We start from the raw sequence: 14,672 nt of genomic DNA, 5'->3' as shown, positions 1-14,672 counted from the left end.
GAAACCTGATTTTTGAAATTAATCTGCGTTGAATCTGTGGTGTTATGCCTTGAGTGAAACGAAAGGAATGATTTAAAAATATGAGTAATATTGCCATTGTAGGAAGCATTTCTATGGATTTAGTCATGCAAACAAGCCGGATACCTCAGGAAGGAGAAACTGTCGTTGGGGATAGTTTTTCAATGGTACCTGGTGGAAAGGGAGCTAATCAGGCGGTTGCAATTGGTCGCTTAAGCAATAAAAGCGACCAGATTACCATGCTTGGTGCAGTTGGGAAAGATTCATTTGGCCCTCTTTTACAAGCTAATCTGACAGCAAATCACGTTTGTACGCAGCATGTGGGAACGTTACCAGCACCATCAGGTGTTGCCCAAATCACCTTGTATCAGTCAGATAATCGTATTATCTATTACCCGGGAGCTAATGGTCTTGTTGACCCTAATCAATGGCGGGATGAGTGGCAAGTGATTACTGCAGCTGAATTAGTGGTTTTACAAAATGAGATTCCACATCATGCTAATCTGCAGATTGCTCATTTTTGTCAGAAGCATCAGATTCCGGTCCTTTACAATCCAGCGCCGGCACGAGAAACAGATCTAGAAATGCTGGATTTGGTGACTTATTTTACCCCGAACCAACATGAGTGTCAGGAGCTTTTTCCTGATAAAAACTTGAGTGAGGCTTTGTTGACTTATCCAGAGAAATTGATTGTTACGCTAGGCTCAAAAGGGTTAACCTATGCCAGTAAAAATCAGGTACAACATATTCCTGCTATCAAAGCGCAAGCGATTGACACTACTGGAGCAGGAGATACATTTAATGGAGCGTTAGGTTATGCCATTGCCCAAGGTTTAGAGCTTACTCAGGCGTTACGGTTTGCAACCTTGGCTGCGCATCTATCGGTGCAAAAATTTGGGGCGCAAGGAGGCATGCCCAGTTTAGAAGAAATGAAGGAGCATCCCGCTTATGAAAAAGCATGGCATTTTGAATAGTTCAGTCGCAAAATTAGCTGCTGATTTAGGACATACAGATCGTGTCTGTATTAGTGATTTAGGTTTGCCTGTGCCACAAGGAGTGGCAAAAATTGATTTGGCACTTAAGCTAGGACAGCCGAATTTTCAGGAAGTTCTTGATGTCTATCTTGACAATATTCTGGTTGAGAAAGTTATCTTAGCTGAGGAAATAAAAACGGCTAATCCGGAACAATTGGCTACTTTATTAGCAAAATTTAATGATCAGGTTGTTGTGGAGTATGTTTCGCATGAGGAGTTTAAGGGTTTAAATCAAGCTGTCAAAGCGGTGATTCGAACAGGTGAAAACACTCCTTATTCGAATATTATCTTACAATCTGGAGTTATCATTTAGAAAAGGTGGGTGCCCTCTTTGAAAATTGATATGCGCAACATTTCTAAATCATTTGGTAGCAATAAGGTGCTTGAAAGAATTGATTTAGAATTATATTCTGGACAGGTTCATGCTTTAATGGGTGAAAATGGAGCTGGAAAATCAACGCTCATGAATATCTTAACAGGATTATTTCCAGCTAGCTCTGGCACTATCTACATTGATGGCCAAGAGCGCGTATTTGCTAATCCTCAAGAAGCAGAGCAATTTGGCATTAGCTTTATCCACCAGGAAATGAATACTTGGCCAGAAATGACTGTACTGGAAAATCTTTTTTTAGGTCGAGAAATAAAGGGACCTTTGGGACTATTAAATCAAACATTAATGCGACAAAAGGCTGAGGAAGTTTTTGCACGCTTAAAAGTAACCATTCCTTTAGATCGACCGATTGGTGACTTATCTGTTGGTCAACAACAGATGATTGAAATTGCTAAAAGCTTACTTAATCCACTTTCTATTTTGATTATGGATGAGCCTACGGCTGCTTTAACGGACCGAGAAACTAACAATCTCTTTCGAGTAATTCGTGACCTAAAAGAGCAGGGGGTTGGCATTGTTTATATCTCCCATCGGATGGAAGAAATCTTTAAAATAACAGATTTTGTCACGGTTATGCGAGATGGTATTGTTGTTGATACAAAACAGACTCAAGCCACATCAGCTGCTGAATTGGTGCGTCAAATGGTTGGTCGTCAATTAGAAGATTATTATCCAACAAAAGATACAGAGATTGGAGAGATTGCTTTTGAAGTAGATAGTCTTAGTGGGGAGACTTTTGAGGACATTTCCTTTCATGTACGTCAAGGTGAGATCCTGGGTTTTTCTGGACTAATGGGGTCTGGTCGTACAGAGGTCATGCGGGCTATTTTTGGCATTGATAAGAAAAAATCAGGTAGTATTAAAATTGATGGTCGCCAAGTTCACATAGCAAACCCATCACAGGCTATTAATCAGGGGTTAGGGTTTTTGACTGAAAATCGTAAGGATGAAGGCTTAATTCTTGATTTTAGTATCAAAGATAATATGACTTTGCCTAGCACGAAAGATTTCAGTCAACATGGACTTTTTGATGAAAAGACTAGTCAAGTGTTTGTCCAACAATTAATTGATCGCTTGCGCATCAAATCAGGAAGGCCAGCTTTGCCAGTAGGAAAATTATCCGGTGGCAACCAACAAAAAGTTGTTTTAGCTAAGTGGATTGGTATCGCACCTAAAGTTTTAATACTAGATGAACCAACACGCGGTGTCGATGTAGGTGCCAAGCGTGAAATCTATCAGCTCATGAATGAGTTGGCCGATCGAGGTGTGCCGATTATCCTGGTTTCCTCTGATCTTCCAGAAGTGCTTGGCGTTAGCGATCGCATCATGGTGATGCATGAAGGAAAAATGATGGGTGAATTGAGTCGAGCACAGGCCACTCAAGAAAGAGTGATGCACTTGGCCACAGGAGGAAATTAAGGTGAAAAATGTTATAAAGTACATTTCGGAGTTAACCACTCTGATTGCATTGATTGTTTTAATGGTGGTAATCTCAGTCATTAATTCAAATTTTTTAACGACTAATAATTTGCTCAACTTACTGCTACAAGTAACTGCTAATGGTTTTATTGCTTTTGGGATGACCTTTGTTATTTTGACTGGCGGGATTGACCTATCTGTTGGCTCCATTTTAGCTCTCTCAAGTGCTTTAACAGCAGGTATGATTGGCAGTGGTGTTCCGGTGAGTCTTGCTATTTTACTTGCTTTGGGGTTGGGGGCTTTATTTGGCATGTTAAATGGCTTGTTCGTTTCTTATGGCAGGCTTGCTCCCTTTATTGTGACTTTGGCAACCATGACGATTTTTCGGGGGATAACCTTGGTTTATTCCAATGGTAATCCTATTACTAAGGGGTTATCAGATAACTTTTGGTTCCAATTCTTAGGTCAAGGTTATATTGTGGGAATTCCCTTTCCGGTCATTCTCATGTTTATTGTGTTTATTATTTTGTATATTTTGCTACATAAAACGGCATTTGGGAAATCTGTGTATGCGCTAGGAGGAAATGAAAAAGCAGCATATATCTCAGGTGTTAAGCTAAACAAGGTTAAGATTATTATCTACACTATTTCTGGGATGATGGCGGCAGTTTCTGGATTGATTATCACTTCTCGTTTAAGTTCAGCACAGCCAACAGCAGGAACCAGTTATGAAATGGATGCCATTGCTGCTGTAGTGCTTGGTGGCACCTCGCTTTCTGGTGGTAAAGGTCGGATTATTGGAACTTTGATTGGGGCACTGATTATTGGTGTTCTTAACAATGGCTTAAACATTATCGGTGTATCAGCCTTTTGGCAACAAGTGGTCAAAGGGATTGTTATCTTAATGGCTGTTTTGCTTGATCGTTTTAAAGTAGCAAAATAAAATGAGCTCAGACCAGGTACTCTGCTAAAAAAGCGAACAGGTCTTGTATATTATGTATTCGAAAAGGAGTAAGCAATGACATTTAGAAAAAAATTAGGTTTTATAGCGCTGCTATCAATGATTCTAGTTCTTGGTGCTTGTGGAAAGACTGGTCTTAGGAATTCATCAAGTCAAACCAGTAAAGTAGTGACAAAAAAAGCTGCTAAAGATTTGAAATTGGGTGTTTCGATTTCGACAACAAATAATCCTTATTTCGTAGCTATGAAAGATGGCATCGTCAAAAATGCGGATGACAAAAAGCTAAGTTTAAAAGTTGCTGATGCACAAGATGATGCTGCTCGTCAAGCAGATGACATTCAAAATTTTATCAGCCAAAATGTAGATGCTATCTTGATTAATCCTGTCGATTCCAAAGCAGTAGTCTCAGCCATTAAATCAGCAAACAATGCTAATATTCCTGTAATCTTGATTGACCGTGGAAGTGAAGGAGGACAGGTTTTAACGACTGTTGCTTCTGATAATGTGGCAGCGGGGAAAATGGCTGCCGCTTATATTGTTAAAACCCGGGGCCAACAAGCTAAAACTTTTGAATTATCAGGTGTCCCTGGGGCTTCAGCAACAGTTGACCGTGGTAAGGGATTTAAAACAGTCGCACAAACAAAACTGAGTGTTCTCTCCAGTCAATCAGCCAATTTTGACCGTGCCAAGGCTTTGAATACTGCTCAAAATATGATTCAAGGTAACAAAGCAGTTGCAGCAATCTTTGCTCAAAATGATGAAATGGCCTTAGGAGCAGCTCAAGCTGTTAAATCCGCTGGCTTGAAAGATGTTTTGATTGTTGGGATTGATGGGCAGCCTGATGCGCATGATGCCATTAAAAAAGGGGACCTATCTGCTACTATTGCCCAGCAACCTGCTAAAATGGGTGAAATTGCCATTCAAGCCGCCATTGATCACTACCAAGGCAAAAAAGTTGCAAAGAAAACCATTTCTCCAATTTATCTTGTTACTAAAGACAATGTTGATCAATACAATTGGTAATGTCTTAAATGCAGAGTTAGGAATCTTGAGTATTCCTAGCTTTTTATTGTTTATTCTTATTTTTAATGGCGGTTAGCTCTTTAGGAACATGGTATAATAGAACAAGCAAGCTTTGGCTTAGTGTGAAGGAAGGATGAGCAAATGCAAGAAGAGCTTCGCATTTTACATTTGAATGATTTACATTCACATTTTGAAGCCTATCCCAAATTAGAACGTTATTTTCATAATTATCAAGATACTACTGCCGAGGTGATTCGTTGTGACTTAGGTGATAATGTTGATCGTAGTCATCCGCTGACAGAAGCGACTAGAGGGCGAGCTAATGTCGCTTTGATGAATCGTTTAGGCATTCAATTGGCAACTATCGGAAATAACGAAGGGGTGGGGCTGCCAAAAGAGGCCCTCAATCAGGTATATGAGGCAGCTGACTTTCATGTAGTGTTGGGTAATCTGCGAGATAAAGGACAGATGCCCAGCTGGGCTAAACCCTATTACATTTATGAGACAAAGAAAGGGACAAAAATTGCCTTTTTGGCCTATACCTTTCCCTACTATACAACCTATCAACCTAATGGTTGGGAAATTCTAGATCCGATTAGCTGTCTAAAGAGTGATTTACAAAACCCAGAAGTGGCTAGTGCCCATGTCCGCATTCTACTGAGTCATCTAGGCATTCGAATGGATGAAAAAATCACTGAAGAAGTAGATAAACTGGATCTCATCATTGGGTCTCATACCCATCATGTTTTTCCTGAGGGAGCTTTTTTAAATGGTGTTTACTTGGCTGCTGCAGGAAAATACGGACAGTATGCTGGTGAAATCAAGCTGCAATTGCAAAATCATCAACTGACCACTATTGACATTAAGGCACATGAGATGAGTCACATGTCCAGTCAACCCAAGGACCAAAAACAAATAGCCGACTTGTATCAAGCTGGTATAGTCCTGCTTAGTCAAGAAGTTGTTACTGATTTTACACATAATCTGAGTCAAGGTGAAAGTGAAAAACTGGTTATGGAGGCTATGCAAGCCTATGCTAAAGCCGATTGTTCTATTATTAATTCAGGTTTAATTGTGACACCATTTTCACAACATCTCACCATGGCCCAGCTACATCAAGCCTTACCTCACCAGATGCGGCTTGTTGTGTTTGAGTTGAATCAGGCTGAGTTGCAAGATGTTTGTAGTGATATTATGGAGCAGGCACGCTTATTAGAGCATCAAGACATTCATGGTATGGGTTTTCGCGGGAAGCAATTTGGTCAGCTGCGCTTTAATGGTTTTACATACAAAAATGGCAAAATAGTGTATAATAAAAGGGTTATAGCAAATCAAGAAAAAATACGTTTGGTGCTAGTTGATCATTATTATTTTGCTTCTTACTTTCCTCAAGTTAAAAAGCAAGAACCCATCCTATTATTTCCAGATTTGTTACGTGAGCTTGTGGCAACTTATTTGAAAGAAAAATAACTAGAAAGGAGTTCCATGAAAAAAGAAATCTCAGAAGACATGTTTAACTACAACAAATTTCCCGGTCCGGATTTTGTCTTGATAGATCAAGTAGTCAAAAGCGGTGATATTGAGTTTCATCTTGTAGAAAATGTTAAAAATGCCTTTGACACTAAGCACTTTGGGCAACGCTACACCGATTTTCTCTTGAAATATGATTATTTAGTCGGAGACTGGGGTAATGAGCAATTAAGAATCCGTGGTTTCTATAAAGACCAAGACAATATAAGACGCGCTAGCCGTATTTCTCGTTTAGAGGATTACATCAAAGAGTTTTGCAATTTTGGCTGTGCTTATTTTGTGCTTGAAAATCCAAATCCAAAAGAAGTTACTTACGAAGAGGAGCGTCCTATGCGCCGTAAGAGGACTTCCAGAGGCAGAGGCGCAAAGGGGAGTACTAATGCGAATCGCACTGGTGCATCTAATAAAGCAAAGAAAGCTAAAAGGCAGAAAAAAGAAAGTGGTAAGGCTGATAAAGGTGTGACGTTTACTAGCAAGCAAAGGACTCCAAAGAACCGTCCTAAATCAGCAAGCCCAGAAGCGAAGCCTGAGAAAATGGCCAAAACAAAGAATTCTCATTTTATAATTCGAAAGAAAGATAAGTAATTCATGAAACCTTCAATATACAGTTTAACGTGCGATGAACTCATAGAGTGGACTCTTACACATGGTCAAAAGGAATTTAGAGCAAGGCAGATTTGGGACTGGCTTTATAAAAAAAGAGTTCAGTCCTTTGATGAAATGACGAATATTTCCAAGGATTTTGTGACGCTTTTAGCAGATAACTTTGTGGTTAATCCCTTAAAACAAAAGGTAGTTCAAGAATCAGCTGATGGGACAGTCAAATATTTATTTGAATTGCCAGATGGGATGCTGATTGAAACGGTATTGATGCGTCAGCACTATGGCCAGTCTGTTTGTGTAACCACGCAAGTTGGCTGTAACATTGGCTGTACCTTTTGTGCAAGCGGCTTAATTAAAAAGCAACGCGATTTAAATAATGGCGAAATTACAGCTCAGATTATGATGGTGCAACATTACTTTGATCAACGTGGGCAAGATGAACGCGTTAGCCATGTGGTGGTGATGGGAATTGGCGAGCCTTTTGATAATTACACAAATGTGATGAAATTTCTAAGAACCATTAATGATGATAAGGGCTTAGCTATTGGCGCGCGCCACATTACCGTGTCAACCTCTGGTTTAGCACATAAAATTCGTGACTTTGCAAACGAAGGTGTGCAGGTTAATTTAGCTGTATCTTTGCATGCTCCAAACAATGAGCTACGTTCAAGTATTATGCGTATTAACCGTTCTTTTCCACTAGAAAAGTTATTTGCTGCTCTAGAATACTATATTGACACGACTAATCGGCGTGTGACTTTTGAGTATATTATGTTAAATGGGGTTAATGACCATATTGAACATGCTCAAGAACTAGCTGATCTAACTAAGAAAATTCGGAAATTATCCTATGTCAATCTGATACCTTATAATCCTGTCTCTGAGCATGATCAGTATTCGCGTAGTCCCAAAGAGCGCGTATCAGCTTTTTATGATGTTTTAAAGAAAAATGGTGTGAATTGTGTCGTACGACAAGAGCACGGTACTGATATTGATGCAGCTTGTGGTCAATTGCGCTCTAATACCATGAAAAAAGATCGGCAAAAAATTGTTGCAGAGGCCTAAGGAGATGCGGCAATTGCTAAAGGCATTAGTGAACAGAAAAAAAGATGTGTTAGTCATCTTAGTGGCTCTCTACTCCATGTGCTGGCCTTGCAGTGTTTTTGACCGTTCACACAGGTTTTACAATATCAGACGTCTCATATTATTTACTGGGGTCACTTACCTTTCTTATTGGCCCTTTTTAACTCATTTTGGACCTTGGGATAAAGCGAAACCATCAAGCAAGCAGGCTGGCTGTTTATACAAAATACTTTGAATAGGCTGTTGTTCTTTTCCACTTGTCTTTGTGCTTCATTTTGGGACTGAGCGTTTTCACAACCCAGTGCGCAGCAGCCTCTTGCTTAGCCTAGCGATGAGCCTGACCCTGAAGAGATCCAACTTTTATAGATCTCTTATTAGATGCGAAGCGTAACTTTGAGGCAGCTGACTTATGAACCAATTCTTTGTGCGCATTGCTTGCATATTATGGCTATCGCTTTATAATAGACTATATTAGGAAATCATAAGTTCTCTCCAATGGAGAGACTTTTTCTTAGCTGTGCAAAATAAAATGAGCTGTAGAAGAAAAAACTAAAAAGTAGTAGGTAGAAAGGAAAGCCATGTCAATTATTTCCAAACTGTGGTGGTTTTTTAAACAAGAAAAGAAACCTTATCTCATCGGCATTATTTCTTTAAGTGTGGTTGCGCTGTTAAACCTTATCCCACCTAAAATAATGGGGCAGGTAATTGATGCGATTACTTTGGGTGATTTAACTAAAAGTCAGCTTTTGTTGCAACTTTTTTGGTTGGTAGTGGTTGCATTTTTAATGTATGGTTTACGCTATATTTGGCGGATGTGTATTTTTGGAACTTCTTACCGTCTAGGTCGGATTATGCGTTTTCGTTTATTTGAACACTTTACGAAAATGTCGCCATCTTTTTATCAAAAGTATCGAACGGGGGACTTGATGGCGCATGCGACCAATGATATTAATTCTTTAACGCGCTTAGCTGGGGGTGGTGTCATGTCAGCAGTTGATGCTTCGATTACAGCCCTAGTGACCTTAGTGACGATGTTTTTTACGATCTCTTGGCAAATGACCCTAATAGCTGTTTTACCCTTGCCCTTGATGGCATATGCTACTAGCCGGTTGGGACGAAAAACACACCAGGCTTTTGCTCAGTCACAAGCTGCATTTTCAGATTTGAATAATAAGGTTCAAGAAAGTGTAGCAGGGATAAAAGTAACCAAATCGTTTGGCTACCAAGAAGATGACGTTGCCGCTTTTCAGAAGGTTAATCAAGCAGCCTTTCATAAGAATCTAAAGACCATGACCTATGATGTTATGTTTGATCCAGTTGTCCTTCTTTTTATAGGAGCTTCCTATACCTTGACCCTTTTAGTTGGGGCTGTCATGATTAAAGCTGGTCAGGTCACGATTGGTAATTTGGTCACCTTTATTACTTATCTAGATATGCTGGTTTGGCCTTTGATGGCAGTGGGTTTTTTATTTAACGTGGTGCAAAGGGGTTCGGTTTCTTATGAGCGCATTACTGAGCTATTAGCACAAGAAAGTGATATTAAAGAGGCAGCACATCCTTTGCCAACCATTACAAATGGGCAGATTGCCTTTGAAATTAATGCTTTTCAGTATGCTGATGAAAAGACTTTAGAAGCCATTCACTTTGCTCTTGAAAAGGGGCAAACCCTTGGCTTGGTCGGTCAAACGGGCGCGGGCAAAACAACCCTGCTTAAGTTGCTCTTGCGTGAATACGATGTTACAGATGGTTACATTAGCTTAAATGGCTATAATATTAAAGATTATCGGCTAACAGACCTACGTTCGTTAATGGGCTATGTGCCCCAAGATCAATTTTTATTTGCCACCTCTATTTTGGAAAATATTCGTTTTGGTAATCCAGACTTAAGTTTAGAAGCTGTGCAACATGCTGCTCAATTGTCCTATGTTGATCAAGATATTATGGCGATGCCTGCGGGCTTTAATACCTTAATTGGTGAAAAAGGAGTGGCCTTGTCGGGTGGGCAAAAACAACGCATTGCGATGAGTCGGGCAATGATTTTGGACCCAGAAATTCTGATTTTGGATGATTCGCTCTCAGCAGTTGATGCCAAAACAGAATTTGCCATTATTGAAAACCTAAAAGCAAGTCGCCAGGGCAAGACAACTATCATTACAGCGCATCGTCTCAGTGCAGTTGTCCATGCTGATTTGATTTTAGTACTGCAAAATGGCCGTATTATCGAACGCGGCCGTCATGCTGATTTGATACAAAACAAGGGCTGGTATGCTCAGACGTATCAGGCTCAACAAATGGAAATGGAGGAGGTTGCTGATGCCTAAACTTAATCAATGGCAAGTCTTTAAGCGCTTGCTCAGCTATCTCAAGCATTATAAGTGGCTCACGGCACTAGCCCTAGGGCTGTTGCTTTTGACTACTGTTGTTAAAAGCTTGATTCCCTTGGTTGCTTCCTATTTTATTGATCATTACTTGAGCACACTCAACCAAACTGCTCTGCTTTTGCTGCTTGGCTATTATGGCATGTATATCCTACAAAGCGTGATGCAGTATTTAGGAAACCTCTTTTTTGCCAAAGTATCCTACAGTATTGTTCGTGATATTCGACAAGATGCTTTTGCCAATATGCAAAAACTAGGCATGTCCTTTTTTGATCGTACACCAGGTGGCTCCATTGTGTCACGGATTACTAATGATACCGAGGCCATTTAGTGATATGTTTTCGGGGATCTTATCCAGCTTTATTTCGGCTATCTTTATCTTCAGTGTGACCTTGTATACTATGTTGGTCCTTGATGCTAAATTAACGGGCTTGGTGTTGCTCTTTTTGCCCTTTATTTTTATTTTGGTAAATAGCTACCGCAAAGTATCGGTTGCCGTCATAGCAAAAACCAGGAGTCTGCTGAGTGATATTAATACCAAGTTAGCTGAAAGCATTGAGGGCATCAGAATCATTCAGGCTTTTGGTCAACAAGAGCGCTTAAAAGCAGAATTTGAAGCCATTAATGCAGAACATGTGGCTTATGCTAATCGTTCCGTCGCACTAGATAGCCTCTTTCTTCGTCCAGCTATGTCTTTGTTGAAGCTACTGGCTTATGCCGTACTGATGACCTACTTTGGCTTTAAAGGCTTAGAGGGAGGTTTAACAGCAGGTCTGATGTATGCTTTTATCCAATACATTAATCGACTGTTTGATCCCTTAATTGAAGTCACTCAGAATTTTTCAACACTGCAAACCTCGATGGTTTCAGCAGGTCGAGTTTTTAGCCTCGTTGATGAAACGGGTTATGAGCCTCAACAAGGGACAGAGGACTTAGCAGTAACACAAGGTGATATTGCCTTTAAAAATGTCAGTTTTTCTTATGATGGCCATACAAAAATTCTCGATAATATTTCTTTTTCAGTGAATAAAGGTGAAACCATTGCCTTTGTTGGTGCGACTGGTTCGGGAAAGTCATCGATTATTAATGTTTTGATGCGTTTTTATGACTATCAATCAGGTCAAGTATTACTAGATGGTGTAGACATTCGACGATATGCCACAGCAGAACTGCGTAAGGCCATTGGTTTGGTACTGCAGGAGCCTTTTTTATATCATGGAACCATCGCCTCCAATATCAAGATGTATCAAAATATCACTGATCAAGAAATCCAAGAAGCGGCGCAATTTGTTGATGCTGACCAGTTTATTCAAAAGTTACCTGATCATTATGCAGCTGCGGTATCAGAACGTGGTCAGAGCTTTTCAACAGGCCAACGTCAATTGCTTGCTTTTGCCAGGACAGTCGCAAGCAAACCGAAGATTCTTATTTTGGATGAGGCAACTGCTAATATTGACTCGGCTACTGAACAATTGGTGCAAAACTCCCTTGCTAAAATGCGCAAAGGACGAACAACCATTGCCATTGCTCATCGCTTATCAACTGTTCAAGATGCAAACTGTATCTATGTCTTAGATAAAGGGAAAATTATTGAAAGCGGCCGGCATGAAGACCTGCTTGCAGCCAAAGGCACCTACTACAAGATGTATCAGTTACAAGCTGGTATGATGAAAACATAAAATGACTAACTAACTGACTGAGAATAAGATAAGTGTGATTACCTTGAAATCATAACTGCTGTCTTAAGCTCAGTTTTTTTATTGCCAAAAAAAGACAATATAGCTAGCAAGGGAGAGAAAGGGAACAAAAGGAATGCGCTTTTTCTGGCTTAAAAGACAATATACAAAGCCAAGTAGGCTGGCTACCTGTAGTACCCACAAGAGCGCGAAAAAGGGATAGAGAAGGGCTGCTGTAGCTAGGAACAAAAAATCACCAGGACCAATGCTCCTTAGATGCTGTCTAGCTATAACAGCTAAAGCCACCAGGCACCAAAAGATTGGGTTTGCAGGCCAGACACAAGTCAGGCAGATAGTTGGTATGAACCAAAAAATAAAGGGAAACGATTGCTGGTGCCAGTCATAGATGCTAAGTAGGAGTGTAAAAAGCACCCAAAACCCAGCCTTAGCTAACGGTAGTGGCCAAAGCCAAAGAAAACCAGGTAAACATGCACTGCAAGCTAAAGAAAGCCAAAGACTGGGCCATGCACTTGTACAATTAAGAAAAGCTAAAAGCCAACATAGTAGTTTTTGTAAAGTTCTCATACCTCTTTATTCGAAAATTCTATCCCAATGCATCTCCTAGTTGCCGATTTTTTTCTGGCATTGCGCTAGCTTTTTGTAGGACGTTGTGTGAAAGGCTAGTCATTGCAGGGCAAAGCAGGGAGAAAAACTGCGTAGCTGTGCGATATTATCAAAACCCAGCGAGTAAGGCAAGTGCCTTTAAATGAGTGAGGTAAGGCTAGAGCAAACGTTTGCGCCTTTGCTTGAAATGCCTTGTAGATTTTGATAAAATGTGAACATATGAAAACATTATTTGATGTTCAACAGTTGTTGAAGCGTTTTGGGATTTATGTTTATCTTGGTAAGCGTCTTTATGATATTGAGATGATGAAAATCGAATTGCAACGCCTTTATGATAATAACTTGATTGACAAAGATGACTATTTACGAGCAGAATTAATCTTACGTCGCGAGCATCGTATTGAAAGGGAACAAGAAGGGTAAGCATAATGAGTCAAAAATTATTAGGAATTGATTTAGGTGGTACTAGCATTAAATTTGGCGTCTTGACGCCAGAAGGCCAAGTGCAAGAAAAGTGGACAATTGAGACCAATATATTAGAAGATGGCAGGAACATTGTGCCAGATATTGTCGCTTCAATCAAACATCGGCTCGCGATGTATGGTTTGACTAAGGACGATTTTATCGGAATTGGTATGGGATCACCCGGTGCAGTTGATCGCACGCAAAAAACCGTTACCGGTGCCTACAATCTCAATTGGAAAAAAACACAAGAAGTTGGCTCAGTCCTGGAAAAAGAATTGGGCATTGCCTTTGCGATTGATAATGATGCCAACGTTGCCGCTTTAGGAGAACGTTGGGTAGGAGCTGGTGATAATAAACCTGATGTTGTCTTTATGACCCTAGGAACAGGTGTGGGCGGTGGTATTATCGCTGATGGTAATCTCATTCATGGTGTCGCTGGTGCAGGGGGTGAGATTGGCCACATGGTTGTGGAACCAGATGACGGATTTCAATGTACTTGTGGCAATATTGGCTGCCTAGAAACAGTTGCCTCAGCAACAGGTGTTGTCAAAGTTGCTCGTTTATTAGCAGAATCCTATGCAGGTTCTTCACGCATTAAAGCAGATATTGATAATGGTGAAGCGGTATCAAGTAAGGACATATTTAAGGCCGCAGAAGCTGGGGATCGTTTTGCAAACGCTGTTGTTGAAAAGGTTTGTCGGTACTTAGGGCTTGCTTCAGCCAATATTTCTAATATCTTGAATCCAGATTCTGTAGTCATTGGCGGAGGCGTTTCAGCAGCTGGCGAATTTTTACGAAGCCGGGTAGAAACTCACTTTATGCACTATAGCTTCCCACAGGTGCGCAATACAACGAAAATCAAGATTGCCGAGCTGGGCAATGATGCTGGAATTATCGGCGCTGCTAGCCTAGCCCTTCAATTTTTAGAAAACTAAATCCAAATAGAATAGGAGGAGCAGATGTCTCCTGTCACACTTGTCTTTTTCATTGTTCTACTAGCGATACTTGCTTACATGTTTTGGCGTTACTATGCCTTTAAAAAGAGTGTCACACAAATTGATAACGAAACCTTTAAAGCGATGATGCGCCACAGTCAAATTATTGATCTTCGCGATCCAGCAAGTTTTCAACGCAAACACATTCTTGGGGCGCGTAATTTTTCTGAGCGGCAATTTGCGGTTGCCTTATCAGCGCTGCGCAAGGATAAACCGATTTTGCTTTATGAAGGTTCAAGGCCCACTTTTGCGCCTAAGGCTGCGCGTCAATTGAAAGCTGCTGGTTACACTGATTTATACTTCTTAAAAACAGGCTTTGATGCTTGGGATGGCAAAGTCAAATAACCGTAAGTTTAAGCTAGGTCACCACCTAGCGGGAGCTTTTCTTGTGACCTTGCTGTTTGTTTTATGAAAAACGTATAAAAGGATGAAAGGGCAACTGGGTGGAGAGCATCACTTCTGTTTAGTCCTT

The 14,672-nt window shown here is 40.4% G+C and carries 12 protein-coding genes and 1 pseudogene; all 13 read left to right on the top strand.

All coding sequences use genetic code 11. The features are described 5' to 3' along the window. The first annotated feature begins 80 nt into the window (after positions 1–80). The 13 genes and pseudogenes from rbsK (at position 81) to K5J94_RS08665 (ending at position 14,545) form a co-directional block, all read left to right on the top strand. Positions 81–992, top strand: a complete 912-nt coding sequence (gene rbsK, locus K5J94_RS08725; protein ID WP_221912956.1) for a ribokinase — start codon at positions 81–83, stop codon at positions 990–992. Further along, positions 967–1,365 (top strand): D-ribose pyranase, encoded by a 399-nt coding sequence (gene rbsD, locus K5J94_RS08720; RefSeq protein ID WP_159543587.1) that lies wholly within the window; start codon positions 967–969, stop codon positions 1,363–1,365. Before rbsK ends, rbsD begins: the two co-directional genes overlap by 26 nt. 18 nt (positions 1,366–1,383) lie before the next feature. Continuing rightward, a complete protein-coding gene (locus K5J94_RS08715) occupies positions 1,384–2,862 on the top strand; it encodes a sugar ABC transporter ATP-binding protein (RefSeq protein ID WP_159548821.1) in 1,479 nt (492 codons plus the stop codon). A 1-nt stretch (position 2,863) separates the two neighbouring features. Then, the gene (locus K5J94_RS08710; protein ID WP_159548818.1) at positions 2,864–3,805 is read left to right on the top strand and encodes an ABC transporter permease subunit; all 942 of its coding nucleotides are present in this window, start codon (positions 2,864–2,866) and stop codon (positions 3,803–3,805) included. 75 nt (positions 3,806–3,880) lie between these two features. Continuing rightward, positions 3,881–4,846, top strand: coding sequence for a substrate-binding domain-containing protein (locus K5J94_RS08705; protein ID WP_159564378.1), 966 nt, complete (start codon positions 3,881–3,883; stop codon positions 4,844–4,846). A gap of 141 nt (positions 4,847–4,987) precedes the next feature. Then, positions 4,988–6,316: a bifunctional metallophosphatase/5'-nucleotidase gene (locus K5J94_RS08700; RefSeq protein WP_221912953.1), complete on the top strand. Its 1,329-nt coding sequence runs from the start codon at positions 4,988–4,990 to the stop codon at positions 6,314–6,316. A 15-nt stretch (positions 6,317–6,331) separates the two neighbouring features. After that, positions 6,332–6,961 carry a YutD family protein gene (locus tag K5J94_RS08695; RefSeq protein ID WP_159543595.1) on the top strand — a complete coding sequence of 210 codons (630 nt, stop codon included), beginning with the start codon at positions 6,332–6,334 and terminating at the stop codon, positions 6,959–6,961. Positions 6,962–6,964: 3 nt separating this feature from the next. Further along, entirely contained in the window at positions 6,965–8,044 is a 1,080-nt protein-coding gene (gene rlmN, locus K5J94_RS08690) for a 23S rRNA (adenine(2503)-C(2))-methyltransferase RlmN (protein WP_159563957.1), read from the top strand. A gap of 596 nt (positions 8,045–8,640) precedes the next feature. Further along, the gene (locus tag K5J94_RS08685) at positions 8,641–10,383 is read left to right on the top strand and encodes an ABC transporter ATP-binding protein (protein ID WP_221912951.1); all 1,743 of its coding nucleotides are present in this window, start codon (positions 8,641–8,643) and stop codon (positions 10,381–10,383) included. After that, a pseudogene (locus K5J94_RS08680) lies at positions 10,376–12,119 on the top strand (ABC transporter ATP-binding protein). The gene K5J94_RS08685 and the pseudogene K5J94_RS08680 overlap by 8 nt, the downstream one beginning before the upstream one ends. Positions 12,120–12,959: 840 nt before the next feature. Further along, the gene (locus K5J94_RS08675) at positions 12,960–13,163 is read left to right on the top strand and encodes a YqgQ family protein (protein WP_159543603.1); all 204 of its coding nucleotides are present in this window, start codon (positions 12,960–12,962) and stop codon (positions 13,161–13,163) included. Between the two features lie 5 nt (positions 13,164–13,168). Next, a complete protein-coding gene (locus tag K5J94_RS08670; RefSeq protein ID WP_159543605.1) occupies positions 13,169–14,140 on the top strand; it encodes an ROK family glucokinase in 972 nt (323 codons plus the stop codon). A 24-nt stretch (positions 14,141–14,164) separates the two neighbouring features. Further along, on the top strand, positions 14,165–14,545 hold the full coding sequence (locus tag K5J94_RS08665; protein ID WP_159563959.1) for a rhodanese-like domain-containing protein: 381 nt from the start codon (positions 14,165–14,167) through the stop codon (positions 14,543–14,545). The last annotated feature ends 127 nt before the right edge of the window (positions 14,546–14,672 follow it).

The sequence above is a fragment of the Streptococcus halichoeri genome, from assembly GCF_019774635.1.
Taxonomy (GTDB): Bacteria; Bacillota; Bacilli; order Lactobacillales; family Streptococcaceae; genus Streptococcus; species Streptococcus halichoeri.
Note: the sequence above shows the minus strand (reverse complement) of the source record. Positions and strands in the feature narration are given on the sequence as shown.